Origin of the sequence: Sphingomonas sp. GlSt437, assembly GCF_048015635.2 — a bacterium.
Lineage (GTDB): Bacteria > Pseudomonadota > Alphaproteobacteria > Sphingomonadales > Sphingomonadaceae > Sphingomonas.
Genome location: NZ_JBPGYA010000002.1, coordinates 235,719 through 261,852, shown reverse-complemented (window position 1 = coordinate 261,852; position 26,134 = coordinate 235,719). Strand labels below are relative to the sequence as shown.

The 26,134-nt window shown below is 62.6% G+C and carries 27 protein-coding genes and 1 tRNA gene; 7 read left to right on the top strand and 21 right to left on the bottom strand.

The genetic code is table 11. The features are described from left to right. Positions 1 to 10 precede the first annotated feature (10 nt). The 3 genes from ACLB0R_RS10760 to ACLB0R_RS10750 form a co-directional block, all read right to left on the bottom strand. Positions 11 to 1,420 carry a TolC family protein gene (locus tag ACLB0R_RS10760; protein ID WP_434953838.1) on the bottom strand — a complete coding sequence of 470 codons (1,410 nt, stop codon included), beginning with the start codon at positions 1,418 to 1,420 and terminating at the stop codon, positions 11 to 13. Between the two features lie 398 nt (positions 1,421 to 1,818). Continuing rightward, complete coding sequence (chrA, locus tag ACLB0R_RS10755) at positions 1,819 to 3,201, bottom strand: chromate efflux transporter (protein ID WP_416643691.1); 1,383 nt, start codon at positions 3,199 to 3,201, stop codon at positions 1,819 to 1,821. Beyond that, positions 3,201 to 4,325, bottom strand: a complete 1,125-nt coding sequence (locus ACLB0R_RS10750; protein WP_416643692.1) for a zinc-binding dehydrogenase — start codon at positions 4,323 to 4,325, stop codon at positions 3,201 to 3,203. Before ACLB0R_RS10750 ends, chrA begins: the two co-directional genes overlap by 1 nt. Before the next feature lie 12 nt (positions 4,326 to 4,337). Between ACLB0R_RS10750 and ACLB0R_RS10745 the strand changes: the two genes are divergently transcribed. Next, complete coding sequence (locus tag ACLB0R_RS10745; protein WP_434953837.1) at positions 4,338 to 4,538, top strand: hypothetical protein; 201 nt, start codon at positions 4,338 to 4,340, stop codon at positions 4,536 to 4,538. Between the two features lie 80 nt (positions 4,539 to 4,618). Here the strand turns inward: ACLB0R_RS10745 and ACLB0R_RS10740 are convergent, their stop codons facing one another. Further along, positions 4,619 to 5,029: a MerR family transcriptional regulator gene (locus ACLB0R_RS10740; protein WP_416643693.1), complete on the bottom strand. Its 411-nt coding sequence runs from the start codon at positions 5,027 to 5,029 to the stop codon at positions 4,619 to 4,621. 182 nt (positions 5,030 to 5,211) lie between these two features. On the opposite strand from ACLB0R_RS10740, the gene ACLB0R_RS10735 reads away from it, so the two are divergent. Then, entirely contained in the window at positions 5,212 to 6,819 is a 1,608-nt protein-coding gene (locus ACLB0R_RS10735; RefSeq protein WP_416643694.1) for a hypothetical protein, read from the top strand. Between the two features lie 82 nt (positions 6,820 to 6,901). Here ACLB0R_RS10735 and traA read toward each other — a convergent pair whose 3' ends face one another. Further along, positions 6,902 to 9,793: a Ti-type conjugative transfer relaxase TraA gene (traA, locus tag ACLB0R_RS10730; RefSeq protein ID WP_416643695.1), complete on the bottom strand. Its 2,892-nt coding sequence runs from the start codon at positions 9,791 to 9,793 to the stop codon at positions 6,902 to 6,904. 171 nt (positions 9,794 to 9,964) lie between these two features. Between traA and ACLB0R_RS10725 the strand changes: the two genes are divergently transcribed. Next, the gene (locus ACLB0R_RS10725; RefSeq protein ID WP_416643696.1) at positions 9,965 to 10,288 is read left to right on the top strand and encodes a conjugal transfer protein TraD; all 324 of its coding nucleotides are present in this window, start codon (positions 9,965 to 9,967) and stop codon (positions 10,286 to 10,288) included. After that, positions 10,266 to 10,514, top strand: coding sequence for a conjugal transfer protein TraD (locus ACLB0R_RS10720; protein WP_416643697.1), 249 nt, complete (start codon positions 10,266 to 10,268; stop codon positions 10,512 to 10,514). Before ACLB0R_RS10725 ends, ACLB0R_RS10720 begins: the two co-directional genes overlap by 23 nt. Here ACLB0R_RS10720 and ACLB0R_RS10715 read toward each other — a convergent pair. Continuing rightward, entirely contained in the window at positions 10,511 to 11,494 is a 984-nt protein-coding gene (locus ACLB0R_RS10715) for a FecR family protein (RefSeq protein WP_416643698.1), read from the bottom strand. The two genes, ACLB0R_RS10720 and ACLB0R_RS10715, sit on opposite strands and share 4 nt — an antisense overlap. A 15-nt stretch (positions 11,495 to 11,509) precedes the next feature. Further along, positions 11,510 to 12,085 carry an RNA polymerase sigma factor gene (locus ACLB0R_RS10710; RefSeq protein ID WP_416643699.1) on the bottom strand — a complete coding sequence of 192 codons (576 nt, stop codon included), beginning with the start codon at positions 12,083 to 12,085 and terminating at the stop codon, positions 11,510 to 11,512. Positions 12,086 to 12,145: 60 nt separating this feature from the next. On the opposite strand from ACLB0R_RS10710, the gene ACLB0R_RS10705 reads away from it, so the two are divergent. Continuing rightward, positions 12,146 to 12,391, top strand: a complete 246-nt coding sequence (locus tag ACLB0R_RS10705; protein WP_416643700.1) for a helix-turn-helix domain-containing protein — start codon at positions 12,146 to 12,148, stop codon at positions 12,389 to 12,391. Between the two features lie 107 nt (positions 12,392 to 12,498). Further along, a complete protein-coding gene (locus ACLB0R_RS10700) occupies positions 12,499 to 12,708 on the top strand; it encodes a hypothetical protein (RefSeq protein ID WP_416643701.1) in 210 nt (69 codons plus the stop codon). On the opposite strand, the gene ACLB0R_RS10695 is transcribed toward ACLB0R_RS10700, so the two are convergent. Continuing rightward, on the bottom strand, positions 12,686 to 13,006 hold the full coding sequence (locus ACLB0R_RS10695; protein WP_416643702.1) for a DUF736 domain-containing protein: 321 nt from the start codon (positions 13,004 to 13,006) through the stop codon (positions 12,686 to 12,688). The genes ACLB0R_RS10700 and ACLB0R_RS10695 overlap by 23 nt on opposite strands. A 442-nt stretch (positions 13,007 to 13,448) precedes the next feature. Between ACLB0R_RS10695 and ACLB0R_RS10690 the strand changes: the two genes are divergently transcribed. After that, the gene (locus ACLB0R_RS10690; protein WP_416643703.1) at positions 13,449 to 13,658 is read left to right on the top strand and encodes a helix-turn-helix transcriptional regulator; all 210 of its coding nucleotides are present in this window, start codon (positions 13,449 to 13,451) and stop codon (positions 13,656 to 13,658) included. Positions 13,659 to 13,797: 139 nt separating this feature from the next. Here the strand turns inward: ACLB0R_RS10690 and ACLB0R_RS10685 are convergent, their stop codons facing one another. From ACLB0R_RS10685 to ACLB0R_RS10625, 13 genes are all read right to left on the bottom strand, one after another. Then, the gene (locus tag ACLB0R_RS10685) at positions 13,798 to 14,301 is read right to left on the bottom strand and encodes a hypothetical protein (protein WP_416643704.1); all 504 of its coding nucleotides are present in this window, start codon (positions 14,299 to 14,301) and stop codon (positions 13,798 to 13,800) included. A 5-nt stretch (positions 14,302 to 14,306) separates the two neighbouring features. Beyond that, entirely contained in the window at positions 14,307 to 14,645 is a 339-nt protein-coding gene (locus tag ACLB0R_RS10680) for an STAS-like domain-containing protein (protein ID WP_416643705.1), read from the bottom strand. Beyond that, complete coding sequence (locus ACLB0R_RS10675) at positions 14,638 to 15,945, bottom strand: hypothetical protein (protein ID WP_416643706.1); 1,308 nt, start codon at positions 15,943 to 15,945, stop codon at positions 14,638 to 14,640. The genes ACLB0R_RS10680 and ACLB0R_RS10675 overlap by 8 nt, the downstream gene beginning before the upstream one ends. Positions 15,946 to 16,116: 171 nt before the next feature. Then, positions 16,117 to 17,532, bottom strand: coding sequence for a phospholipase effector Tle1 domain-containing protein (locus tag ACLB0R_RS10670; protein ID WP_416643707.1), 1,416 nt, complete (start codon positions 17,530 to 17,532; stop codon positions 16,117 to 16,119). Positions 17,533 to 17,636: 104 nt separating this feature from the next. Then, positions 17,637 to 18,854, bottom strand: a complete 1,218-nt coding sequence (locus ACLB0R_RS10665) for a tyrosine-type recombinase/integrase (protein WP_416643708.1) — start codon at positions 18,852 to 18,854, stop codon at positions 17,637 to 17,639. A 164-nt stretch (positions 18,855 to 19,018) separates the two neighbouring features. Next, positions 19,019 to 19,094, bottom strand: a tRNA-Glu gene (locus ACLB0R_RS10660). A 43-nt stretch (positions 19,095 to 19,137) separates the two neighbouring features. Beyond that, positions 19,138 to 19,530, bottom strand: coding sequence for a VOC family protein (locus ACLB0R_RS10655; protein ID WP_416643709.1), 393 nt, complete (start codon positions 19,528 to 19,530; stop codon positions 19,138 to 19,140). 19 nt (positions 19,531 to 19,549) lie between these two features. Further along, positions 19,550 to 21,316: a single-stranded-DNA-specific exonuclease RecJ gene (recJ, locus tag ACLB0R_RS10650; protein ID WP_416643710.1), complete on the bottom strand. Its 1,767-nt coding sequence runs from the start codon at positions 21,314 to 21,316 to the stop codon at positions 19,550 to 19,552. 160 nt (positions 21,317 to 21,476) lie between these two features. Then, on the bottom strand, positions 21,477 to 22,376 hold the full coding sequence (locus ACLB0R_RS10645) for a cobalamin B12-binding domain-containing protein (RefSeq protein ID WP_416643711.1): 900 nt from the start codon (positions 22,374 to 22,376) through the stop codon (positions 21,477 to 21,479). A gap of 105 nt (positions 22,377 to 22,481) precedes the next feature. Continuing rightward, entirely contained in the window at positions 22,482 to 23,156 is a 675-nt protein-coding gene (locus ACLB0R_RS10640; RefSeq protein ID WP_416643712.1) for a prolyl hydroxylase family protein, read from the bottom strand. A gap of 95 nt (positions 23,157 to 23,251) precedes the next feature. Continuing rightward, a complete protein-coding gene (locus tag ACLB0R_RS10635; protein ID WP_416643713.1) occupies positions 23,252 to 24,187 on the bottom strand; it encodes an RcnB family protein in 936 nt (311 codons plus the stop codon). 124 nt (positions 24,188 to 24,311) lie between these two features. Then, the gene (locus ACLB0R_RS10630) at positions 24,312 to 24,857 is read right to left on the bottom strand and encodes a (2Fe-2S)-binding protein (protein WP_416643714.1); all 546 of its coding nucleotides are present in this window, start codon (positions 24,855 to 24,857) and stop codon (positions 24,312 to 24,314) included. A gap of 43 nt (positions 24,858 to 24,900) precedes the next feature. Further along, the gene (locus ACLB0R_RS10625) at positions 24,901 to 26,034 is read right to left on the bottom strand and encodes a CaiB/BaiF CoA transferase family protein (RefSeq protein WP_416643715.1); all 1,134 of its coding nucleotides are present in this window, start codon (positions 26,032 to 26,034) and stop codon (positions 24,901 to 24,903) included. Positions 26,035 to 26,134: the final 100 nt, after the last annotated feature.

The window sequence follows — 26,134 nt, the reverse complement described above, 5'->3', positions numbered from 1 at the left end:
TGGATCGACCTCAAGGGCGCAAAAGTTGTTCGAACGGCGCGAAGTCGCCTTGCGCGGCGGCAAGCGATGCTTGCGCTCGCCAGATGTTGAGGCGCGCGATCAGGTCCTGGCTTTCGGCTTGGGCCAGGACGGCTTCGGCATTGGTCACATCGACCAACGTCGCCAGCCCTGCCTGAAAGCGGATGCGCTGCTGCTGTTCGCTCGTTCGTGCGGCTTGCAATGCCGTCGGCGTGAGGCCTTCGATCTGTTGCGCGGCCGCGAGGTCCGCCTTGGCCAACTCGAGCCTTTCTTGAGCATCGAGCAGCGCTTGTTCATATCGATCGCGTTGCGCATTGACGCGCGCCAGTTGGGCACGCTCCTGCGACTTGATCGCCGGCAGATTGCCGAGTGCGAAGTTGAACTGCACTCCGACACCCCAATTCGAGACGCTGGGGTCCAGTCCCGATGTCCCGCCCAGATATCTGCCGTCACTCGTCTTGCCGCTACCGCGGCCATAGACACCGCCGACAAGGTCGAGCTGCGGGGAGGCCGATCGGGCGATAGACGTCAGCGTCGCCGCCTGCTGGTCGGTGCGCGCCTTTTCGAGTTTTACGGCCGGGTGCGCATCCACCGACGCCGTGGTCGGTAATGATACGGGAAGCTGATCGAGGTTTGCAGCATCGACAGTTACGTCGCCAACTGGACGTCCGACCAGCCGCGCCAGCACCGCGCGCTGGGCCGCAACATTGGCTTGCGCAGCGACCAACGATGACTGGGCCAGCGCCACGGCCGCGTCGGCCTGCTCGCCGTCCGCACCAGCGCGCAGCTTGTTGGCGACCAGGCCGCGCACGGCGGCGCGAAACGAGTCGAGACGCGTGAGATTGGCGGTCGCTGCCTGCTCCAGCTTCTGCGCGGCGACGAGATTGAGAAACGCGTTCACTGTCGCGAATTGAACGTCGAGTTGGGTCAGATCGGCGTTATCGCCCGCGACCTCTTCGGCGCTGCGCGCCGCGCGAACGCGGGCAGCGCGCACCCCGAAATCAACTGGCCGCCAGCTCGCGGAAAGGCCAATCGTGCTGTTCCAGGTGCTTCGTCCGGTCTCCTGAAGCACGGGCCCCGAGATTGCCGGCAATCCCGCTTGTGGGAATAGCAACCCGGTAACGTTGTTGACCGTCGACCGGTTGATCTGAGCGAGAATGTTAACTTGCGGCAGATATGCGGTCCGAGCAACTTTGACGTCCTCTCCTGCGGCGACCTTGTCCGCAAGCGCCGCCTTGACGGCGGGAAGATGGGTGCGGGCATAAGCCACGGCGTCGGACAAGGTGAGCGGTGTTGCGTGCTGCCCTTCCGCTGGAGCAACGGTCTGCGGCAAAGCCGGCGATGCGTGGACGACGACAAGGCCGAACAAAACCGCAGTTTCTACTCGCAACCGTGCAAGCATAGTCGTCGGCGCTCCCCCGATGGTAGATTTACTGGTATACAAGGTCTGGCTGGTCTCCAGACCCCAGCCGACGCCCTCGTTTCGAATGTCGCAATTCGATAACGAATGTCGTTAAATAGCTGAACTTCACCCGTCAAGCGGGAGTTCAGCGACCCAGTACATCAGTTTGGCTACCGGGCCTGGAAACCCGCTGCGTGGGTCTCCACCGCATTTTATCGTGGTTGCTGGCATCGCGAATGGAGGCTGAATTGGCGGGTCCAGCCAACCGGGAAAATGACCTCCTAGTGCTTCGAAAATAAGACGGCTGACGCCGCCTTTGCCCGGCGCGCGGACGTTCGCAATATAAGGGACCGATGATCGATCTAGGCATCGGCGGGCGCCGGCTTATGTCCTTTCTCTCATGCCAGCGCACCGCTGAAATAAAGCGCGATACCTGTCGCCGATGCGGCACCGAGCATCTGGATGACACCTATCCTGAACCGGAATACCGCGACGATGGCGATCGCCGACAAGGCTAGCGCCCAGCCATTCACACTGGCGAGCATCGGTACGTCGACATGGATCGGGCCAGCCCGTAACGGCGTAACCACTCGAAAGATCGTGTGGATGGCGAGCCACACCGCCAAGTTGAGAATGACACCAACCACGGCGGCGGCGATCACCGATAGCGCCCCTGACAGCGCCCGGCTGCCGCGCATCCGCTCTATGAACGGCGCGCCGAGGAATATCCACAAGAAGCACGGCACGAACGTCACCCACGTCGCGAGCAGCGCGCCGAGCGTGCCGGCGAGCAGTGGCGCCAACATGCCCGGGTGGCGATACGCGCCCAGGAACCCGACGAACTGTAGCACCATGATCAGCGGCCCCGGGGTCGTCTCCGCCATGCCTAGCCCGTCGAGCATCTCCTTCGGCGCGAGCCAATGATACTGCTCGACCGCTTGCTGGGCGACATAGGCGAGCACGGCATAAGCGCCGCCAAAGGTGACGACCGCCATCGTCGAGAAAAAGGTCGCGATCTGGGTGAAGACATTGTCTTGGCCCAGTAGCACGACCATCGCCGCGACGGGCGCAAGCCATAGCACCAGCCAGACCGCCGCCTGCCGCAGCGACTGGCCGATCGTCGGGCTGGCATGGGCTGGCAGTTCCTCGCCGAGCAACGTGTCGGCATCGGCAACGATCACGCCCTTGCTGCCGCCATGCCCACCGCCGACCTGAAACGCAGGCGCGCCCGCGCGACCGCCGACATAGCCGATCAGTCCTGCGCCGAGCACAATCAGTGGAAAGGGTACACCGAGAAAAAAGATCAACACGAACGCGGTCGCCGCGAGTCCGCGCATCACATTGTTCTTGAGCGAGCGGCTGCCGATCCGCACCACCGCCTGCAGGACGACCGCCAGCACCGCGCATTTTAGGCCGAAGAACAGCCCGGCGACCAGCCCGACATGGCCGTAGAGGACATAGATCCAGCTGAGTACCATGATGGACATGGCGCCCGGCAGGACGAATAGTCCGCCTGCGACGATACCGCCCGCCGTGCGGTGCATGAGCCAGCCGATATAGGTGGCGAGCTGTTGCGCCTCGGGTCCCGGCAGCAGCATGCAATAATTGAGTGCGTGCAGGAATCGGTGCTCACCGATCCAGCGTTTTTCCTCGACCAGTATGCGGTGCATCACCGCGATCTGGCCGGCCGGTCCGCCGAAGGACAAGGCGGCGATGCGCAGCCAGACCCAGAAGGCTTGGTGGAGCGTGACGGGCTGCGGCCGGGTCGGCGTTTGGGGCATCACCCCCGCGTCGGATCGATCAGGAACTTCTCGCCCGTCGCCTTGCGCTCATAGGCCCGCAGCACGTCGGGATCGAGCGCTTCGGCCAGACCGATGACGCGCGTATAGCTGCTGGCAAAGGTCGTCGTGAGCTCATCGACCACACGCTGGCGCATCCGTTGCGCCGTTTCCGGGCCAGCCTTTTGCAGAAACGGGAAGAGCAGCCAGCCCGAGACGCTCCAGCCAAAACCGAAGGTGATCCGGTTGAGCACGATGGGCGACAGATCGAGGCCGCCGTAAATATAGAGGTGCTTGAACGTGTTCGAGCCATATCGGCTGTATTCGGACATCCGCTGGACCGCCGCGCGTTCCATCGCTTGCAGGATGTCGCTGCCCAGCGTTCCTCCGCCGATTGCGTTGAAAGCGATGGTCGCGCCGGTTTGTTCGACCGCCGCCCTGAGTTGCGTAGAGAAATCGACGTCCTTGCTGTTGATGACATGCTCAGCGCCGATGCCGCGCAGAATGTCGACCTGCTCTTGCGATCGCACGATGTTGACCAAGGGAATGCCGTCGGCGAGGCAGATTTTCTGGAGCATTTGCCCGAGGTTCGACGCGGCGGCGGTGTGAACGATCGCGCTGTGCCCCTCACTCCGCGCTGTCTCGACAAAGCCCAGCGCGGTGAGCGGGTTGACGAACATCGACGCGCCATCGGCGGCGGTGGCGCCGTCAGGCAGCGGGATGACGTCGCGCGCCTTGATACGACGATAATCGGCATACATGCCGCCGCCGATCATCCCCACCCGCTTCCCTTGCAAAGCCGTTGCGTCACGGCCCGCCGCGACCACAGTGCCGGCGCCTTCGTTACCGACCGGCAGCGATTGGCCAAGCCTGGCGGCAACGCTGCCAAGCCGCGGTTGTGGAACGTCGAGCAGCAGGCCCGGTTGACCATCCGGCCGTGTTCTCAGGGTCGACAAATCCGCTGGCCCGAGTAGCAGGCCCTGATCGCTCGGATTGATCGGCGCGGCCTCAACGCGAACGATGATTTCGTCGTCTGCCGGATCGCCAATCTCGACCTCTTCGAGCGACAAGGTGAGGATGCCGTCCCGATCGACCTTCGATCGCAGCTCGCGCCCGGTAAAGCTCATTGCCGTCTCCTGTTGGTAGTCTGGATCGCGGAAGGGTGCCGATGGCAGACGGCATTGCAAGCTGAATCTGGCTGCATGCGCCTGCGACTGCCACCGGAAATTCGCGTCATCGCGAACACCCGCTGTGGGCAGGAGTCAAAGGCCGCTTTTGCAGCCAAGGCCGACGATCCCCAACGCGCGCCCATTCTGGGGCGTATTTCAGCCGGCCTGTAACACAGCCTCATGTCATGCACCCCGAGATAACCCAGCAACGCACGCATTGCCTTCGGCGCGCGGGAGGCGCAAACGCTTGGTCAGGTCGTTCCTTCGAACGCCCGTAGGATCGGGCATGGTCCCGGCTCGCCATTCGCGCAATCGCGCTCGAGCTCGAGCAACCAACCGCGTGCCTTCTTCAACTCAGCGATCCTGCGATCAAGTTCCTCCAGCCGAGCACGGGTAATCGCACGTGCCCGGTCGCGGTCGCTGATCGCGTCTAGGTCGAGCAGCTCGCGGATATCATCGAGCGAGAAGCCTGCACTTTGTGCCGCGCGGATGAAACGCAAGCGTCTGATATCGTCGTCGCCATAGCGCCGGGCCCCACCCGCTATGGTCGCACCCTTGGGCCGCTCCGGCTCGTTCAACAGCCCACGGCGCTGATAATAACGCACAGTTTCGACGCCGACACCGCCTGCGCGGGCAAGGCCGGCAATAGTGATCGTTGCCATGCTTGACTCCGGACTATGGTACGGACCCTATATGGCGAGCGCGAGACGCCGCGCAAGCACGCCAGCAGGAGTATGGTTCAATGACTGCCGTTGCGCGCAAGGCCGTCCAACATGCCGTTGGGCTTCATTTCGTTGACTGAAAATCTGATGATGGTGGCGATGGCGATCTGGACGATGGTGAAGTGAAGAGACTTGAATTGACGGGGGCGGCGTTGCTGATGCTGCCGGGGGTGGCGACGGCGCAGAGCGAGCCGCATTCCGGGCACCACATGATGCCGGGGATGACGATGCAGATGCCAGCGCCGAAGCCCGTGCCGAAGCCGAAGCCTAAGCCGAAGCCGAAAGCGCCGGCGGGCCATCCGGCGCAGCACGCTCGATCCGCATCGCCAACGCCGGTGCCTGTGCAGGAAAGCGCCAAGTCGCAGCCGGTGCCAACTACCGAGCCGATGGACCCGACCATGCCGATGGCCGGCATGGACATGACGACGCCGACGGAACCAACCCCGGTTGCACCGGCCGGTCCGCCGGCACAGGCCGAAGCGCCGCTGATGCACCACGACATGCCGGAAATGACTGGTATGGAGAGCATGTCCCACGCCGGTCACCACGTCATGAAAAGTGCATTCGGCCTTTATCCTGGCAACCGAGACGCATCGGGAACGAGTTGGCAGCCGGACCTATCGCCGCATTATGGCCTGCACGGTGAGCACGGAGGGTGGGACCTGATGCTGCATGGCACCGTCAATGTGGTCTATGACAATCAATCCGGGCCACGCGGCGGTGAAAAGGCGTTCGTGCTGGGTCACATCATGGGTTCGGCGGCGAGGGATTTGTCTGCGCGAGATCGCCTGCAACTCCGTGTCGCCGTCACCCCAGACCCGTTCATGGGACCTCGCGGCTATCCGCTTCTATTCGCAACCGGCGAGACCGCTGACGGACGCACCCAGCTGATCGATCGTCAGCACCCGCACGATCTGATCAGCGAATTGTCGGTGTCGCTGTCGCATCGCTTCACAGACCGGCTGAGCAGCTATTTGTTCTACGGCGAAGTCGGCGATCCAGCCTTCGGACCGCCAGCCTATATCCACCGCCTATCGATCCAGGACGACCCGGAGGCACCGATCAGCCATCATTGGCTCGACAGCATGCACGGCACACAAGGGGTCATTACCGGCGGGCTGGTGTTGGGCAACCTCAAGGTAGAAGCCTCGACATTCCGGGGACGCGAGCCCGATCAGAACCGGTACGATATCGAAGCTCCTAAGTTTGATTCCTTTGCGGCCCGCGTCAGCTGGAACCCAACCGCAACACTTGCGCTTCAAGCGTCCTACGCCTTTCAGCGCAGCCCTGAGCAAGTGACGCCGGATCAAAATCAGCGTCTTTACTCGGCCAGCGCGATCTACACCCGCAGCGTCGGCGCGATCGGTTATTGGTCGACCACATTCGCCTGGGGGCGGCGGATCGACATTGAGCCCGGCGCGCCAAGTGATGCGCTCGATGCCTTCGTGCTCGAAAGCGCCATCCACCCCGATGATCGGTGGACTTTCTTCGGCCGCGGCGAGCGGGTTGATAATGACGAGTTGCTGCCGGCGCCTGGTTCGTTCCACGGCCCGGCGTTCACCGTCGACAAGGTCTCGGCAGGCGCCATCCGTGACTTCCAACTTGTGCCGCATCTCAAGATAGGGCTTGGCGCGCTTGCGTCGCGCACCTTCGTGCCGCAAGGGCTGAGTGCGGCTTATGGCGGTGATCGCTGGTCGGGCGAAGCGTTCATCCGCTTCAAGCTTGACTAAGCCGATCGATGGACGGCAGCTTCTAGGCCTGGCTCGGCAAGCGTCTAGCGTCCGCTTGTGAGCCGCAATACTGCCATAGCTCCTACATACCGATACCTATCCCTCGACTGCGCCCGCGTCCGATCATGTCGGCCAGGCTCTGCCCGATGCTGCGCCCGTCGGCTTCGGGCAGGCCAAGCTGCACGCGGCGATTGCGCAGGATGGATTCAAGCTGCGGATCGCGCTCGAGTCTCTTAGCCATGCCGGCCATGCGGTCAGCCACCTCACCCGCAAACACGGTCTCGTCACGACGGAGTAGCAAGCGGCGCTGACGATCAAGCGTTTGCCACTGCTGGACGAACCGGTCCGCCCGGGCTTCCGTTCCGACCCGAAGTTCAGTCTCAAGCTGCATTGCGCGGATAGTGGCAGCAGTACGCCCTTGTGCGGATTCCTCGATCAGATTGACGTCCCTGGCGAACGCTGTCTCCAGATCGACCCTGCTGTTGGGCCGAAGCGTATCGAGCGCGGCACGGCTTGCCCGCAACTCCTGCCGCTGCTCAGGGGTGTGCGGCATATTGAGGCTATTCGCCATCCGCATCTCGCGCACGATCACCGCATGGCGCGTGACTGCGCGAGACAGCAGTGTTGCCAGATTGCTTGCCGTTGTCTGGAGCGATGAGCCCAGCTCGGGCGGCACGGACAATTTGAGCTCGGCAAAGATGTTGCGCTTGGGCAGGGCCGGATCGTGCTCGGGCGTTGGCACCACGATCTGTCGCCGCTTGGCGAATGCCGGCGCATAGTCGGACGCCATATCCTTTGTGCGCTCGCGCGACAGGGTCGCGACAAGCCGCTCGTGATCGGCAAAATCGTCGCGGCCATAATGCAGGTCCACGCTGTCGCGATGGCGGGACAGCGCGACGTAAGCCGCATGGCGATCGAGCCCCGGCGTTGCCAGCACCTGCACCCGGTCGACCGTCGTGCCCTGCGCCTTGTGGATGGTCGCGGCATAGCCGTGATCGAGCTGATTATAGTCCTTGAGGTCGAACGCGATGCGCTGCCCATCATCGGTGCGAACGCGCATGGCGGTAGGGCTAACCCGCTCGATCGTGCCGAGCGTGCCGTTCTTCACCGCGAGGCTGCGCTCGTTCTTGAGGAACATCACCCGGTCGCCCGCCGCGAACGATCGCTGTCCGCGCTCGACCATGAGATCGACATCGGGGCCGAGCAGTTGCGCTGCGCGCAGTCGACGTCGCGCGGCTTCATTGAGTGCCTGCACTTCGTCGTTTATATGGGTGAGGATGATGCAGCTGGCACCGGGATATGCCAGCCGATCGCGATCCCAGCGATCGATCAGCTCGGCGCGGGCCGTGTCGCGGGTGTCGGCCATGTGAACATGACCGCGATGGTCGTACACCCCGAGTGCCTCGGCGGTGCGCCCGGTTGCCAGATGCCTTGCGGCACGTTGCTGCCAGTCCTCGCGCTGGCGGCGGATATCGGTGATCTCGATCGCGCCGTGGCGATCGGCGGTTGCCCTGAACGCAGCGCCTGCTTCGATTGCCTGCAGTTGCTCGGGATCGCCGACCAGCACGACCTTCGCGCCACGCTTCTCGGCTTCGGTGATCACGCGCTCGAGCTGGCGCGTGCCGATCATACCGGCTTCGTCGATGACAATGATATGGCGATCGGTCAGCAGGTCGCGGTCTTGGCCCCATTGGTGCTCGAGACTTGCTAATGTCCGTGATGCGATGCCCGAGCCGTGCTCAAGGTTCTCAGCGGCAATGCCCGATAGCGCCGCGCCAACAACCTCGTAGCCGGCTCTCTCCCATGCGTCGCGCGCAACGCCGAGCATCGCACTCTTGCCGGTCCCGGCATAACCAATGACGCTGCTCATCCCGCGTGCGTTGGTGACATGGTCGAACGCCGATCGCTGTTCCGCCGATAGCACCAGCCCGCGCGCTTCTGCGCGCGCCAGCGCACTCTGCTGGTCGCGCTCCGGTACGATATGCCGCCGCCGCGCATCGAGCGCGGCTGTCGCGCGCTCGAGCCGCTGCTCGGTTTCAATCATGTCGCGACTGGTGAACCGTTCTTCGCCGTGTCCGTCCTTGCCGAGCTTCACAAGCTCCGGCGATGCGCCCACCGCGCTCATCACCCGGTCGAACTGCTCTTTGTCGTTGCTGTGCCGGTGCACGAACATCGCCAGATCGCGGGTCGTGAACGTCGCCTGTTGCCGGGTGATCGCATCAAGCGCGATTGAAGGATCGGCAATGATCCTGTCGCCATTGGCGCGCGCAATGGCGTGGTGCTCGTCGAGCCGCTCGGTCGCGAAGCCCTGCGCCGCCATCCGCGAGGCGGCGGGACCGATCTTGTGCTGCGGTTCGAGATCGATGCTTTGCGCCTCCAAGCTGCGATGATCGACCCGCTTGTCGATATCGAGTTCGGCTAGCCGCGCGTTGACGTGGTCCGCCCAAGCCTCACGCCAATGTTCGAGCAGCTCGGTCCGGTTCCAGTTGCGTGCCTTCGCGCCGAACGCGATATCGCCCTGCTCGCGCTCGACCAACTCGCGCATCGTCAGCATGACATGGGCGTGCGGCTTGGGCTTACCGTCTGCGCCCATATCCCAATGGACGTTCAGGTCCGCGACCATGCCGCGCGACACGAACTCCCGCTCGACAAACTCCCGCGCCAGCCTAATCCCCTCGGCCTGATCGAGTTCACGCGGGATCGCGAACTCAACCTCACGGGCAAGCTGCGCGTCCTTCCTGACCTCGGCCGCTTCGACGTCGTTCCACAATTGCTGCCGGTCACGCCAAGCCCCGTCAGCGCCATCCGGCAGCAACACCTCGGAATGAACGACGCCGGCCTTGTTCGAGAAGTCGTGATGACGATCGAGGCGCTGGTCGTGCAGCCGCGATGCCGAGCGATAGGCAGCGGCTGCCACCGCGCTCGATCCAGCAGCGCGCGAGATGACTTTGGCCGAGAAATGATAGATCGCCATGATGGCGATCCAATTACACCTAAAAGAGCACGTCGGCACGACGTATAAGCGCGCCCTCGAAAGATTTCATCTGTCTCGGGATGGGTAAGTCCCAAGCAATGTCAGGGTGTTGGCGCTGATCGACCGAGGCGATAACCCAGGTATAGACGCCACGCAATCGAAAGGACCAAGATGCGCAAACCGCGCGACTTCGACGCCGAACTCGCTGCATTGGAGCAGAAGACGCGGACCCTTCGCCAGCGCAAGATCATGCAGCTTGGCGAGCTGGTCATCGCAACGAGCGCTGACGAACTCCCCATCGATGTCCTTGCCGGCGCGCTCCTCGCTGCAGCCGTCACCAAGGACACAGCGACCAGGGAGGCATGGCGCAAGGCCGGCGCTGCGATGTTTCAGGGGAAGACCGAAGCATCGGGGAGCGCTCGACCGAACCAGCCAGGCGCTGCATCGGGCAACGGCACAACGGAACCGCCTGATGGCAAAACAGGCGCGGGTTGACCAACGTGAGTGGCAAGCGAAGCGCCGCGAGCGCACCCGGCAGCTGATCGAGCTAGGTGGGCTGGTGGTGAAGGCCGGGCTGGTCGAGCTGACCGACGACGATCGTGCGGTGATGCTTGGCGTTATGGTCGAAGCTGCCGCGATCTTGCGAAGCGAACGACGGGAGCAGGTCATGCTGATGTGGCGACGGCGCGGGAAGCGCGCGTTCGAGGCGGCGGACGATTAGGTCGACGCGTTGGGCTGCCTGTCCTGCAACGTGATCGATCCATCGCTGTTGATTTCGGATTTGAGCGGCAGGATGGCAGTCACGGCTTTGGTGAAGCTGCCGGTGTCACCCGCATCGACCGTGCCGCTGATCCGCGTATTGGCAAAGCGCGCCGCGTCGAGACGCACAGGGGTTTTGACGTAGCGATTGACCTCGGCGACCGCGCGCTCAAGCGTCATCCCGTCGAGCACGATCCGCCCACGCATCCATGCGAGCCTCGGCGTTGTGTCGATCGCGCGCACCGGCGTGGCGCGTTCTCCATCGACCGTCAGTGCCTGACCTGGCTGAAGTTGCGCTACCACATGCTCGCCCGAGCTGATCCGCACGTGCCCCTGAACTAACATGACGTCGATCTGTTGGCCGCTGCGATGAACATCGAACTCGGTGCCGGTCGCAAGCACATGCGTGTCGCTCGCGTCGACTGTGAACGGCCGAGATGCGTCATGTGCGACCGTAAAATAGGCTTGCCCGCGAACGAGCGATACGCGACGTGCGTCCTTGGCAAGCTCGACGGTCAGCAACGTGTCGGTGTCGAGCATGATTCTCGATCCATCGGCCAAGGCGATGGTGCGGCGTTCGCCAATCGCGGTCGAATATCGATCGCCACCCCAAGGCCATGCGGCAATGGTTGCTATGCCAACGACCGCAATCACAGCAGCAACGGCAGCGGTAGCGCCGTGCCGCCAGCGTGGCGCAGAGCGATTGGCGGACCGGCGCATCGCCTGATCGGTTGCAGCAGCAATAGCAGGCCGACCAGCAAGCGCGCCTGCGGAGGTGTAGAAGCAATCGACCGTGTCGAACGCTTCGCTGTTCTCCGGCGTCTTACGCCACGCGAAGAACTCACTAAGAGTGTCAGCCGAAACTGGCAGGGTCTTCAGCCGCGCATACCATTGTGCGGCCTCAGCCTCCCGATCCTCACCGCTTGGGGCATTATCGTTCATGAGCGTTGCTGTTGCCTATTTGTGCAACTTGCTCATGCACAATGCCAGGGCCTTGCCCATCCGCCACTCGACGGTCTTGATCGAGATACCGAGTGCCAATGCGATCTCGGCATTGGTCATATGGCGAAAACGGCTGAGCATGAACACATCACGCAGCTTCTCGGGTAGTTCGAGAATGAGGCGCTCAAGCTCGACCGCTGCCTCCTGCTCCCACATACCTTCAAAGCCGCCGAACCGCTGCTCGGATATGCTGCGGTCGCGATGCCGCTCGCGCACGGCGTCACGTCGCGTGCGGTCGCGAAACAGGTTGAGCGCTGTCTGAAACAGGAAGGCGCGCGGGTACGCGATCCCGTCCGCCGCCGGGCGCGCCGCGCGCAACCAGGTATCTTGCACGATATCGTCAACGTCGGCGGGTTGCAGTCGCAGGCGTCCCGCCACTAACCGGCGCAGCCACTCGGCATGGTCGCGGTATAGGTCTTCGATCGACGCGGCATTCGCCGGATCGGCATTGGGCCAGCGAGTTCTGTCTGATCCAGGCACCAATGGCTCCCGTCTTTTTGCGGACCAATTACAAAGCCGAAAGAATGCCATAACTTAAATGGGTCGTAAATACCGTGGCCTTAAATACACTGCCGATCAACCCTCTCACGTGTGGCAAGGGTTTCAGGAGCACAGGCGAATTCGAAGGCGCTCATCGCGCTTGGTGTTGCCATCCGTGCCCGACGGAAGTCGATCGGCCTGTCCCAAGAAGCTGTGGCCAATTCCGCTGGTTTGGATCGATCTCACATGGGTAAGATTGAGCGCGGCGAACGCAATGTGACGCTACTCAACATCATGCGGATCGCTGGGGTGCTCAACACGTCGGCGTCGGCCCTTTTAGCGGACGCAAAGCTGTAAACTGACCACGAGGCTTGTGCGCGCACAGCGCACTCTAACGGCAGGTCGCCTACCGTGATAGGAGCATCTGTCTTGGGGACCTTTGTAGCAGCGTCGATAGCCGACCGATGACAGCCAAGTTTACCGACACCATTGCCTCAGTTCTTGCGAGAACACCCGAGTGGATACGCCATGACCTCGTCGCCAAGGACAATGCGAGCCGCACGCGTGCAGAAGAGGCGTTGGCGGCGATGATCGCAACCGCACTTGCTGACCACGGCGAAGGCCCGGCGGCAATGCCGCCGGGCAATAATCTCAATCAACCGGGTTCCAGATGATCGCGAACCGGTCTTCGCCGCCATCGGCGGCGCGGCCGAGATTGGCGTAGAGCCGACGCGGCCCGAACTCAGGGGCGGCCAAGCTGAGCGAGACGTAGCTGTTGCCCGAGCTTTCGGAGCGACGGTTCCAACCAGCGCCGATCTCAACATCGCCTGAATGAACCCGATAATCGGGTTGCACGTCATTGGATTTGCGGGTGTTGGCAGTGATGGTGATCTCAGCCTTGATGCTGAGGGTCTTCAGCTGGCCCTTGAACGAGCCCGATGCGTCCTTGGTGACATAACCGATGGCAGGCATTGATCTTACTCCTGAATGATCGACGCGACCCATTCCCGTCGATGCCGTGCCAAAGGGCCGGGTGCAGGGGGCCGGTGCATCGCGCAAGCGACCGCAGCAAAGCGAAGGACCTGACGGCGGCGCTATTTTGGAGCGCGAGGAGCCGACGTGGTCGGCGGGGAAAATGGCGCGGACGGCAGGTTGCACTGGCTCCCGACCGGCCCAGGTCACGGGCGTTTCAACCGGGAATTGGTCCGCGATGATCGCAGGGATGATCCGACCCTCTTCGGTGAGCATTCAGACGCCATTGGATGTTCAAAGCAGCTTGGAGCCTGACGCCCGTGCCCGGGGTCACCAGATCGGACAGCCGCGACCCCGCAACGGTCATTTGAACAATGCCCATGCTGGCTCATGATGGCGCGCGGGGGACCACTCAACTGCACAAAGTGCAAAGAGGATCGCCATGGAACCTGTCCCCGACCGTATTCTTCGGCTCAATGCCGTACTCGCCCGCACCGGCCTCAGCCGCTCGACTCTCTACCGCAAGATGGACAACGGCACGTTTCCGCACAACATCAAGATCAGCACACGCTGCGCTGGCTGGCGTGAATCCGCCATCAACGAGTGGCTCAAAAACCCGATGTTTTATTCTGTAGATGACGCTGACCGATAGTAGCAGCAAATTGCACAAGCATTGGTCGTACCGCCGAACTTTTCAGTGCCCTGAAATTCGCCATTCGCGCGGTCAGCTCAAAAATAGGAAGCGCGGATTCTTAGTTCAGGTACCTTGATCAAAGACTGAGGGTGGCTCACTAGATCGTGGAACCGAACGCGTCGAATGCCTGTACAAGCTGGCCACGGAAGACGGCGATTGCGCCTTCTACTTCGGCCATTTTTGTTTTGTCGATCGCGTGCCCTGGTATCGTGAAGGGATCTTCGGTGATTGTTTTGCGAAGCAGCTTAACGTCGGCGCCGAGATCGATTAGAGTGAATGGCCAAAAATAATCCGAAATTAAACTTGGCGACGTCATGCGCTTCAGCCGTTGGCACGCAGCTGCGAGAATCTGAATCCTGGCGACAGTTTCCACCGCTGCGGCGTGGCGTTTGTATTGGCAGGCGTCGGTCCAGGCGGAACGTGCCACGGTTCCAATCGTATCGAGCAACTTGTCAATTTCAAAAAGCGCGGTTGACGTCGCTTTGCGCCGGTCTCGTGCCTCAGTAAGACGATGGACCGCGAACAGGCTCAGAAGGCCGAGCGCCGTAACCGGCCATGAATTGAATAGCGGCGTCCACCAATGCAGCGCAGCGGCCGCCATTCTTATTAGCTTGTCTCGGAGCGCGGCTCGGGCGCGTCGTCAATCGCTTCCCAGATTTCCGTAACGTAAGTGGGATCAATCTGCGACTTAAACGCAAGGCGGCGATGCGCGTCGGCACGTGAAAGGACTCCCTTTCTCACGAGACCTGCGAAGGCTTCATCTAGGAACGAAGAGCCAAAGCCAGCTGTGCCGTCAAGATCAATAACAATTCGACCCGCAAAGTTCTGCAGGTTCCGCTTAATCGCCTCGCGCAGAGCTTCGCCGCTTGCTGCGCCCTGCGATTTGAGGCGCGGCCCGGGGTTCCGGCTAAAATCTCTCGCGATCGAGAATGCGATCTCAGTCATCGCTGATGCTCACCATACCATCACTTTGAAAACGCCAGTGGATCAACGTGCCTCCAATAGAGGCGTTCCCGTCGCTCCGACTCTCTTGGTTAGGCATATAGCGATAAGTGCCGAAATTTGAAATAACCCGCAACTCTCCGTCCCCGCAGCGGTTGATGAAGGTTTTCATATCGTTGAAGCCCCGGCCGCGGTTGCGTTCGCCGGTGCTGCTGCGGCCAAGCACAGTTGCGGCTTGAATGATATAGCTATCTGCGGGCGCACCATCGTGACCGCCGGGCAGTAGCGCCCGCCATGCTTCGCCCAAACGCCGGGGGAGCGACTTCGGAATGCCGACACCCTGGTCGACAATGATCACGTCGACCTCGTGGCGTTCGATATTGACTGCAGCGCTGAGCCACCAGCGCCCTCCTGTGCCAACGCTTTGTCCGTCGCGGCGGTAGGCATGTTCGCATATGTTGCCCATCGCTTCCTTAATTGAGCCAACCAATCGCTGCCGGGCAGCGGCATCAAGGGGAACAACTCGCTTTTCGATGACGGTAACGAGCCGGTCAATCAATTCTGCTGAAAACCGGTCCCCAGTTATAAATTGCAAAAAGATCGGTGCGCCGCGGTTTGTCGTGGCCGCCAGAGGCTGCTCGGTAGCGGCTATCTTGAGCAGCTTGAAGAAGCCCATCTCCTCCATCTGGCGGTAGACCTCGGGGGACTGCGGATACGTCCCCGATGCGAACCCGCTCAATCCCATGTGCAGACGACGGCACCGGAACAGTTCAGCTGCAAGCAGTAGCGCTGCAGCCGGTTCGATTTCGCGGACGTGTTCAAAAAACAGCATCGCCCGCTGTCGGTTGCCCATAACACAGGTTCTAAGTTCGGCGACCGCGCCAACTGTGGCATCGAAATTGTTCGCCAGTGAAAATATTTCTGGGAGCACGATCTGACGACGGCCTAATTCGCGATCGACGGGAATGTTGTGGGCGCGTGCAAATGCCAATCGCTCCTGCAAAGCTTCGCGCACCACAATCTCGCGCTCCACCTTGCTCAGCGCTCGCAACCTGCGTTGTCGAAGTCGGCGATGGCCAATCCGTAGCGAGCGCAGTTTTTGTCGGAAAGAAAGCCGTCTCACGGTGCCCCGATTGTTTTGATCGTCCTTCCCCAAAAGACGAAAACAATCACTGTCCTCGTGTCCAAATTCGCGACCGTCAAGTCGCGTCCGCACGCTAATGTGCAACTCCTGGCCTGTCGCTCCTTGTTTCTTCCGAATGGAGGCAGGCTGCCGTACTTTATCGAGCTTGACGCGTGCCAATAAGACCCCGAAGCACGCCCGTGTCGTTGCCGTGGAGTCCGCATGACGAAACGGTTGAGCTCGTCACAACCCGCTGCCAACGGCTGGAACGGTACCGTAAACCCAGCCAACACTATCACTGGCAGCTTGACTGGGCCCTGCGATAGCGGGTCTCTTGACCGGCACCTTACGCTACTCGGTGCTCGGCGTGGCGCTATCTTTGGGCAAAAATATTATTTGTCCTATGTAAATGCGGTTGGGGTCAGTGATAGCTGGATTAGCTTTGACGATGATATCCTCGCGATCAGCTTGACCGTACACCTTTTCGGCTATCTTCCGAAGTTGATCACCAAAGACAATTTTGTAGAGGCACCCAGCGGTGGGGTTGGGGGCGGTGACCGTGGCATGAGCCGCAGTTGGAGCTGGAAGCGGTTGATCGCTGGCGAGCTGCTCCAGTAACCCAGCCACTCCTTCGAGAGGCTTAGGACGATATAGTGCCTTTTCGGGAAGAGCGTCCGCGGATTGACGCCAGCGATTTATCGCGCTGTCGCTTAACTCTTGCAGGCTAGTAGGACCGTGTTCTCTTGGATGATGCGTCAGCAGCAAATGCTCGGCTTGTTCTAAAAGAGTAGGTTGCGCAGGACGCATGTTCTTTAGCGGTGCTAAATCGTCTGGAGCCAAGCCAAAAAGCGGTGAGCCTTCGTCAAGGTCCACCTCGAGACCCATCGCAAGTGCACCGTCAAGTATCCAACTAAGTGCCCGATCGGACAGACCCCGTATGTCTCCGCCGCCTCCAACGGAGCCATGGTCGCCAGGAAACCATTTTTGCTGATAGGGCGCGATGCCGGTAGAATTTGCGAAGCCTAAGCTGCTGTTGAGCTCTGCGATATTGGGCCAAAGGGTTGGCGTAAAAGTTACCCGATCCTCGTCGATCGAAACGGCATGTCTCGCACTGACTACCAGATGGCTCAACTCGGCATCGAAGTATCGCTCGCCACGGTTAGCAAACGGAGCGAAGAAAATATCGCTTGGGACGCCGACTGCGGCAACCGTGTCCCAGACACCTAGATATTTGATACGGACGACGGTTGCATTACCAGTCTTATAGCCCTCGCAATGTTCCACCCGCCAAGTGTCTTCTACAGTGTCGATGCAAATTTCTGGCGAGACCCTGCTGCGGAATTGGAGTAACTCTTCGCGATCTTGTCCGTCGCCAGGCTGGCGCTTTTTATAGAGTTCAACCGCCTCCGTGATTGCGGCGGCGGATTTCCGCTGAATGATACCGACCTGCCTTATAAAACCCACGAAGGCTCGCGCTGTAAAAGCGCCCCTTGAGAAGCCAAAAACGAATATTTCGTCCCCCACCTCGTAATTAAATATCAGAAATGTATAGGCATCTACGATTTTGTCGATCAATCCATCGCCGAATAGGCCGCCTTTCCATTTATCATCATGACCGGTCCCCACTCCGGGGTCGTAATGAATGATTTGTGGCGTGCCATCACGGGCTATCGGAGTGATACCCTCAGCCAATAATACTACGTTCGTGGGATATGGTGCGTCCAGACGGTTCCAGGTGCCGTCGAAGCAAAATATAAGGCGTCGCATGAGTGCCTCTGATGGCTTTTTAAACGGCAAAACTTTAGCCGAATGGTTACAACACAACAACGGAATTTTTGTTCGTTTTGGAGAAATAATCTTTCTGACTCGGATTATTTCGCTGCGATTCCAATTACCTTCGTTTTGGTTTGCAGGAAATCGAGGTGGTCAGACCAATGCTGCATCATGGCGACGCGCTCGTCCCAATATTCGCTGCGGGCGTAGGCACGACGAACACTGTTGGTGTCGCAATGGGCAAGCTGCCGTTCGATCGCATCGGGATGCCAAAGCTTCATCTCGTTGAGGAGCGAGGACGCCATGGCGCGGAACCCATGGCCGGTCATCTCGTCCTGGGCATAGCCCATGCGGCGCAAAGCGGCGTTGATGGTGTTCTCCGACATCGGCCGATCAATCGAGCGCAGGGAGGGGAACAGGAACGAGCTGTACTTGGCGTCATGCTCGATCGACGTAATGATCGACAGCGCTTGAGAAGAGAGGGGGACGAGATGAGCCCGACGCATCTTGGTCTTGCGCGCAGGTATGGTCCACACTGCCTTGTCGAGGTCAAAGTCCGCCCATTCGGCATGACGGAGTTCGCCGGGTCGCACAAAAACAAGCGGCAGCAAGTGTAGAGCTGCCTTGGTGTTGGCATGACCCTCGAACGCCTCGATGGCGCGGAGCAGAGCACCAACACCTTTCGCATCGGTAATCGCCGGCCGATGCACCGGCTTGGGCGCGATCAGCGCGCCGCGCAGATCAGCGGCAACGTCACGCTCGGCGCGCGCGGTGGCAATGGCATAGCGGAACACTTGGCTGCAGGTGCTGCGCAACCGCTTGGCGGTCTCATACTTGCCCTTGCTTTCCATCCTGCGGAGCATCAGCAGCAGTTCATGCGCGGTGATCGAGGCAATGGGTCGCTTACCGATCGAGGCATTGATAAAGGCGAGCAGCCAACGCAGCTTCTTCATCGTGACCGCCGAGCGGCCTTCCTTTTCGACCTTGGTCAGCCATTCGCTGGCAACGGCCTCGAAGCTATTGGCGGCGGCAACGCTCGCCGCCATCCGCTCCAGCTTGATCTGCTCGACCGGATCGTCGCCCCGCGCCAATACCTTCCGGGCTGCATCACGGCGCTCGCGCGCATCGACCAGGCTCACTTCGGGAAAGGTACCGAACGCAAGCGTCTTTTGCTTACCGAGATAGCGGTAGTTCATCCGCCAGCAGCGACCGCCAGATGGGGTCACCAACAGATACAGCCCATCGCTATCCGTGAGCTTATACGCCTTATCGCGACTCTTCGCCGCCTTGATCGCCAGCACCGACAATCCAGCCATGATGGTATCTCCGATCGCAAGGACCGAGGCGTGCCATCAAAACTACCATCGATTTGTTGGTATCTGCTGGTATCGCGTCCATCCCGATGCGACGCTTATACCACGTAAAATGGCCGAAAAACAGCCATTTATGGTATGCCAAGACACCCCCTGGGATGGCATCTTGGTGACCCCTACGGGAATCGAACCCGTGTTTCAGCCGTGAAAGGGCCGCGTCCTAGACCGCTAGACGAAGGGGCCATGCCGAAGCAGAGCGCGCCCTATACCGGCTTGGGCTTGCGGGTCAAGCTGGCTTGGCGGCCGGGCTGTGGCAGACCGCTTGCAGCTTGTTGCCGTCGGGGTCGCGCACATAAGCGGCGTAATAATGGGCGTGGTACTGCGGGCGCGGGCCGGGTGGGCCTTCGCAGCTGCCGCCATAAGCGAGCGCGGCGGCGTGGAATGCATCGACCGCAGCGCGATCGGGCGCGAGCAAGGCGGCGTGTGGGCCGTTGCCGGGGGAGGGCGCGCCGCCATCGAACGGGGCGACCACAAACAATTTAGGGCCGGTGAGCGTGCCGAACACGATTGCGTCGTCCATCTTGAACGGCTCGGTCAGGCCGAGCGCCGCCATCACCGGCTCATAGAAGCGGCGCGATCGCGCGAAATCGCTGGTGCCAAGCGTGATGTGGCTGAACATGGCGCGTTTCCCCTAAAAGTCAGTCGGCCCAGGCGGCATCGTCGAGGTGCAGCTCGGCGGATGTGCGGCCGTTCCAGTCGTCGATCTTGGCGCGGCCGGCCACCCAGAGCCGGCGATGTCTGGGCGCGCCGAGCAGCATCTCGCCCAGCGCGCTGTGCGCCTGGCGGAACGCGACGGTCTTGATCGAGCGGCCATCATCGCCTGCCACCACCGCGCGGAGATGGCCGTTGCCGACCACATCCGCCTTCACCACCCGCACCGGCCCGGCGACGATGCGCGGCGCCGGCCAGCCCATGCCATAGGGGCCGGCGGCATCCAGCGCCTCGACCAGCGCCGGGGTAATGCCGCCGGGCGCGACGATGGCGTCGACGAGCAGCGCGCGGCCGTCAGCAGCATTGGCGACGGCACTGGCGAGCCGATCTTCGAGGAAATCGCCGAATGCCTCGACGCGATCGGCGGCGATGGTCAGCCCCGCCGCCATCGGATGGCCGCCGCCGGCGACGAGCAAGCCCTGATCCTTGGCGGACAGCACCGCCGCGCCGAGATCGACGCCCGAGACCGACCGACCCGATCCCTTGCCGACGCCATGCTCATCGAGCGCAATGACGATGGCGGGGCGGCCGAATTTCTCCTTCAACCGGCCGGCGACGATGCCGATCACGCCGGGGTGCCAGCCATGGCCGGCGGCGACGACGACCGCGCGATTGCTCTGGTGGCGGGCGGCGTCCTCGGCTTCCTGCTGCACGACGGCTTCGATCGCGCGGCGTTCCTCGTTCAGGCGGTCGAGCTCGGCGGCGATGGCGCGGGCTTCGGCTGCGTCGGTCGTCGTCAGCAGCCGCACGCCCAGATCGGCCTTGCCGACGCGGCCGCCGGCGTTGATCCGGGGCCCGAGCGCAAAGCCGAGATCGGTCGCGGTCGGTGCGCGGGTGAGGCGCGAGGCTTCGGCCAGCGCGGTGAGCCCGATATTGCCGCCGCGCGCCATCACTTTCAGCCCCTGCGCCACGAAGGCGCGGTTGAGGCCCTTGAGCGCCGCGACATCGGCAACGGTGCCGAGCGCGACGATGTCGAGCAGATCGAGCAAGCGCGGCTCGGCACGCTCGGCGAAATAGCCACGCGCCCGCAGCACCCGCAGCAGCGCGGCGCCGAGCAGGAACGCGACGCCGACCGCCGCGAGGTGGCCATGCGCGGCGGCGCCGTCGACCTCGTCGAGCCGGTTGGGATTGACCAGCGCATAAGCCACCGGCAGCGCGGGCAGGCATTTGTGGTGATCGACGACGATCACGTCGACGCCGGCCTCGCGCGCCATCGCCAGCGCCTCGAACGCTTGCGCGCCGCAATCGACCGTGACGATCAACCGCGCGCCTTCCGCGCCCAGCCGGACGAGCGCCTCGCTCGACGGGCCATAGCCCTCCATCAGTCGGTCGGGGATATAGGGCCGCGCCGCCACGCCCAGCGCGCGCAGCAGCAGGATGAGCAGCGCGGCTGAGGTGGCGCCATCGACGTCATAGTCGCCGAACACCGCGATCGCTTCACCGCCCGTGACGGCATCGGCGAGTCGCTCGGCCGCCCGGTCCATATCGTTGAAGATCGACGGATCGGGCATGAAGGCGCGGATGCTGGGCGCGCGATGCTGGTCGAGCTCGGCCCTGGCAACCCCGCGCGCGAGCAGCAATTGCGTCGTCAGATCGTCCGGCGTTGCTCCCGCGTCGCGATGATCGGCCGCCAGCGCACGCCAGCGCCATGGCTGGCCGAGGATTGATTGGCTGATGTTCAGGACAGGGGGCACCTGAGTCGTCTACCCCCCTGGACGCCAAGGTCAAACCGCCATCCCCGCGCAGGCGGGGATCCATTGTCGCTGATCGGAATAGTCTGCATCAACGACCAACCAAATGGATTCCCGCCTGCGCGGGAATGACGGTGGATTAGTTGAGCGAGATCGTGGTTCTTTAGGCCGACAAGCGCGCTTCGCCCCAATGCGCCACTGCGCCCTCGTCGAACAGCTTTTGCGCGAGGAGCACGGCCGATGGCGCGTTGAGCGCGCTCGCGTCAGCGCCGCACCAGTCGGCAAGCTCGGGACGGCGGCTGATCGACGAACCGCCGACCATCACCCGCACCGCCTTGTTGCGCGAATGCGAGCGGATCAGGCCGATCGCGTGCTTCAGATCATCGGCCAGCGAATCGGTGCCGAGCGACAGTGCCACGACGGCGAGCCAATGCTCGTCCACCGCCGTGCACAAGCTGTCAAAGCTCGCATGATGATCGCTGACGATCGTCCAGCGATTCGCATCGAGCAGCTGCTCGAGCATCGCGACGCCGAAATGGTGCTGCTCGCCCGGCGCCGTCGCCACCAGGATCGACCGACGATCGGTCGGCATCGCCGCGCGATGCGTCGCATTGCCCACCGCCAGCAGCTTTTGCAGCCGCGCGACGCCGAGCGTCACGTCGATGAAATCGCACTCGTCGCGATGCCACATCTCGCCGAGCAATTTCGCGGTCGGCGCCAGCAGCTCGACGAACAATGTCTCGGCGGAAACGCCGCGATGGCGCAGTGCCATGACATAGGCTGCCGCGGCATCTCCTTCCGGCCCGAGCACGATGTGCGCGAGCTCATGGATGTCGGCTTCGGTCGGGTGGACGTCGGGAATAATCTCGCTCAGCGGCACGTCGCGATGCAGGCGGACGAGATGCGGAATGATTTCGCCGGCGATGATCGCGGCAAGCTTGGCGCGGCGATCATGAATATCCTCGCGAGCAGCGATTCGCGGCGCGACATAACGGCGTTCAAGGACACGAAGACTGCCCCGGTCGAGCCGAAACAACTCCCTCACCCGCGTCGCCAAGGCCATTTTGGCTCTCTCCCGTTGCGCGGATGATATCGCCAATAAAAGGGGTTGTCGCGCGTTATCGACCGGTCTGGCGAGCGCAGCCGCATTTTTGTCGCAAAGGCGCCTTTATTTGATCCAGTCGCCTTCGCGGAACCATTTGGTGACGACATATTTCACGCCGCGCACCACCGGCATGCCCTCGTGCAGGGTCAGCTGATTGGGGCTGCCGTCGGCCGCCATGTTGTTCCAGATGAGCAGCAGGCCGCGCTTGGGCGCGACCTTGATGCCGGCGGTCGGGAACCACGTCGCGCCGCCTTCTTCGACATTGTTGAGGTAGATCATCGCGGTCCAGGTGCGCTGGCCGCCTTCATGCTTCACTTGCTGCCAATATTGCTGGTCTTCGTAGAAGAAATCGTGATGCGCGCGGAAATGCTGACCCGGCGCATAGCGCTGGCCCTGCATCGTCTCGCCTTGCTTGGGCGCGATGCCGAGCAAGGCGGCGATGCCTTCGTCGACCGGGCGCACGTCGTGCGACCAGCGATCCATGTCGCAGCTTTCGCTGGTGCGGAACGCATAATCGGGCTTGTCGCTAAGCAGCGTCGACGGCCGGCGATTGGTGTCGATCATGCCGATCAGTGTCTTGCAGCGCGCTTCGTCGAGGAAGCCGTCGCAATAATAGATTTGTATGCCGGGGATGGGGACAGCGGTGACGGCGGGTTCGCGCGCCAGCTTCTCGCTTACCTTGCGGCCGATGTCGGCGCGGATGCGGCTCGGCCCGTTCGCTTTCTTGAAGAGTGCCATAATGCGCGATTGCATCACGGCGCGGGCCGCAAAAAGCAAGGGGGCCAGCGCGCCGCGGCGCCGACCCCCTCGTCAAGTTTATCTTCGGGCCGTGCTTACCAGAAGATGTCGTACACCACGTCGACCACCTGGCCGGTGTAGATGTTCACCAGCAGCGCATCGTCGTAGTAGCGGACCCAGCGATAGGGGCCGTAAGCCGGCGGCAAGCGGTAATAATATGGATCGCTGATCCAGTAATTCTCACCGAACAGGATCGAGTCGAGCGTGAACCCGATGGTGAAGCGGCGATAGCCATAGTTCCACCCGTAAGGCGCGTAGTAGCGCGGCAGGTGGTAGAGCTGGCGGTTGTAATCGCGATAGCCGTGCCAATCATATTGCCGGTCGCGCCGCCAGTCATTGTTCCAGCGGCGGTCGCCGTCGCGGTCGCCATAGAAGCCACGGCCGTTATTGTAATAGCCGCGTCCGCCTTCGCCGCGCTCCTGCCATCGATTGTCGCCGGGCCAGCTGTCACGCCCGCGCTGGGCATCGGTGGTGCCGCGCCAATCCCCTCTGCGGCCCTGATCACGGTTCCAGTCGCCGCGACCGTTGTTCCAATCACCACGCGCCCGGTCGCCCGCGCCGCCATCGCGACGGTCGCCGCGCCAACCCTGCTGCTGCTGGACCTGCGGCGTCGGTGCGGGCGGCGGCGCTTGGACGACTTGCGACCGATCACCGCCCCGCCAGCCTTGGCCACGATCACCGCCGCGCCAGTTGGGATTGCCCTGGTACGCCGGCGTGTTGAAGCGCGGCGGCTGAGCCTGGGCCTGGGGCTGCGGCGGCGCCTGGAATTGCGGGCGCTGCGCCTGGGGTTGCGGGGGCGGGGCCTGGAACTGCGGTCGCTGGCCCTGGCCACGATCGCCGCCGCCATTGTGCCAGCCGCCATTGCCGCCATTGCCGCCGCCGTCATGGTGGCGCTCTTCCTGCTGGGCCATCGCGACCGACGGAGTCAGGGTGGCTGTGGCGAGCAGCGCAATCAAAATCATCTTACGCATGTTTTCCTCCTCCAGCGCCGACGGAACCCCCGACTTTGCTGATGAAGCCCAATTACGAGTGAGTCGATGAGCCGTATCTGAATTCGGTTGTCAGCAATGCGAAAGGATTTGTTCGCCAGCCGCGTTATCTGCGCCCGGCCGGGGTCAGTGCCGGCACCACGCGCGCCGCCTCGCTGGGATCCGTGCCCGGCCGCGCGCCGATCGCCACCGTCTCATCGCCCGCCGCGATGCGCCCGGCGCGCTGGATCGCCTCGATCAGCCGGGGATAGATGCCGCAACGGCAGATATGCGGGATCGCCGCTTCGATCTCTTCCTCGCTCGGCGTGCGGTTCTTCTTGATCAGCACGGCGGCCGCCATGATGATGCCGGGGATGCAATAGCCGCATTGCGGCACGCTGTTGGCGATGAAGGCCTGCTGCACGGGATGATCGCGCTCGCGCGACAGCCCCTCGATGGTGGTGACGAAACTGCCCTCGATCGCGCCGATCGTTACTTGGCAGGCCCTCACTGCAGCGCCGTCGATATCGACCGTGCACGCCCCGCACGCGCCGTTGCCGCAGCCATATTTGGTGCCGGTGAGGTTGGACGCATCGCGCAACGCCCATAATAGCGGCGTCTGCGGGTCCATCAGATACTCGACCGGCTGGTTGTTGACGGTGAATTTGGTCATCCCGGCCTATGTGCCCAAGCGATCCGTTCGTGTCGAGCGCGAGTCAGTCGTCATCCGCCCCCAGCATCGGCGCCGCCCGGTCGAGCGCGAGCGGCGCGTCCGAAAAGCGGATCGGGGTGCGCAGGCCCGGGAGTGGCTGGCCGTTGCGGTCCAGCTTCAGCGCCATGCCGCGATGCTGCACCTGCGGATCGGCGAACGCCTGCTCAATGGTGTTGATCGGCCCGGCCGGCACGCCCGCCGCCTCCAGCGTCGCTAGCAGCCAGGCTCGCGGGTGCTTCGCCGTCGCCTCACGGATCGCCGCGAACAAAGGCTCGCGATGCTCGATGCGGCCTTCATTGGCCGTATAGCGCGGATCAGCGCCGAGCTCGCTCAGCCCCAGCGCCGTGCAAAAGCGCTGATACTGCCCGTCATTGCCCACCGCCAGGATGAACCACCCGTCGCGGCACGGAAACACCGCATAGGGCGAGACGTTCATATGCGCGTTGCCGACGCGGTGCGGGCTCTCGCCGCTGACGAAATAGTTGAGCGCCTGGTTGGCGAGCACGCCGGTCATCGTGTCGAGCAGCGCCATGTCGATCTGCTGGCCGCGCCCGGTCGCCGCGCGCTGGATCAGCGCCGCCTGGATCGCGACGACCGCATAGACGCCGGTGAAGATATCCGCGATCGCGACGCCCGCCTTTTGCGGCGCGCCATCGGGCTCGCCGGTGATCGACATGAAGCCCGACAAGCCCTGGATGATGTAATCATAGCCGGCGCGATGCGCGTACGGCCCATCCTGCCCGAAGCCGGTGATCGAGCAATAGACGAGGCGCGGGTGCTCGGCCGCGAGCGAGGCGTAATCGAGCCCGAATTTGGCGAGCCCGCCGACCTTGAAATTCTCGATGACGATATCGGCGTCGGCGATCAGCGCGCGGACTTTTGCCAGATCGTCGGCGTTGCGGAAATCGGCGACGACCAAGCGCTTGCCGCGATTGCAGGCATGGTAATAGGCCGCATCGCGGCTGCCATCGGGATTGGTGACGAAGGGCGGTCCCCAGATGCGCGTGTCGTCGCCCTCGGGGCTTTCGACCTTGATCACCTCGGCGCCGAGGTCCGCCAGCGTCTGCCCCGCCCAGGGCCCGGCGAGGATGCGGGCGAGCTCGACGACTTTGATGCCGGTGAGGGGAGGGGGGGACATACCTCCTTAACTCGACCTCAGCTGCGGCTTGGTCAAGCATCGCTTGAGCGCTTTGCAAGCCTTATCCTAGTGCGATCTGTCTGCCCGGCTGGGACGCCTG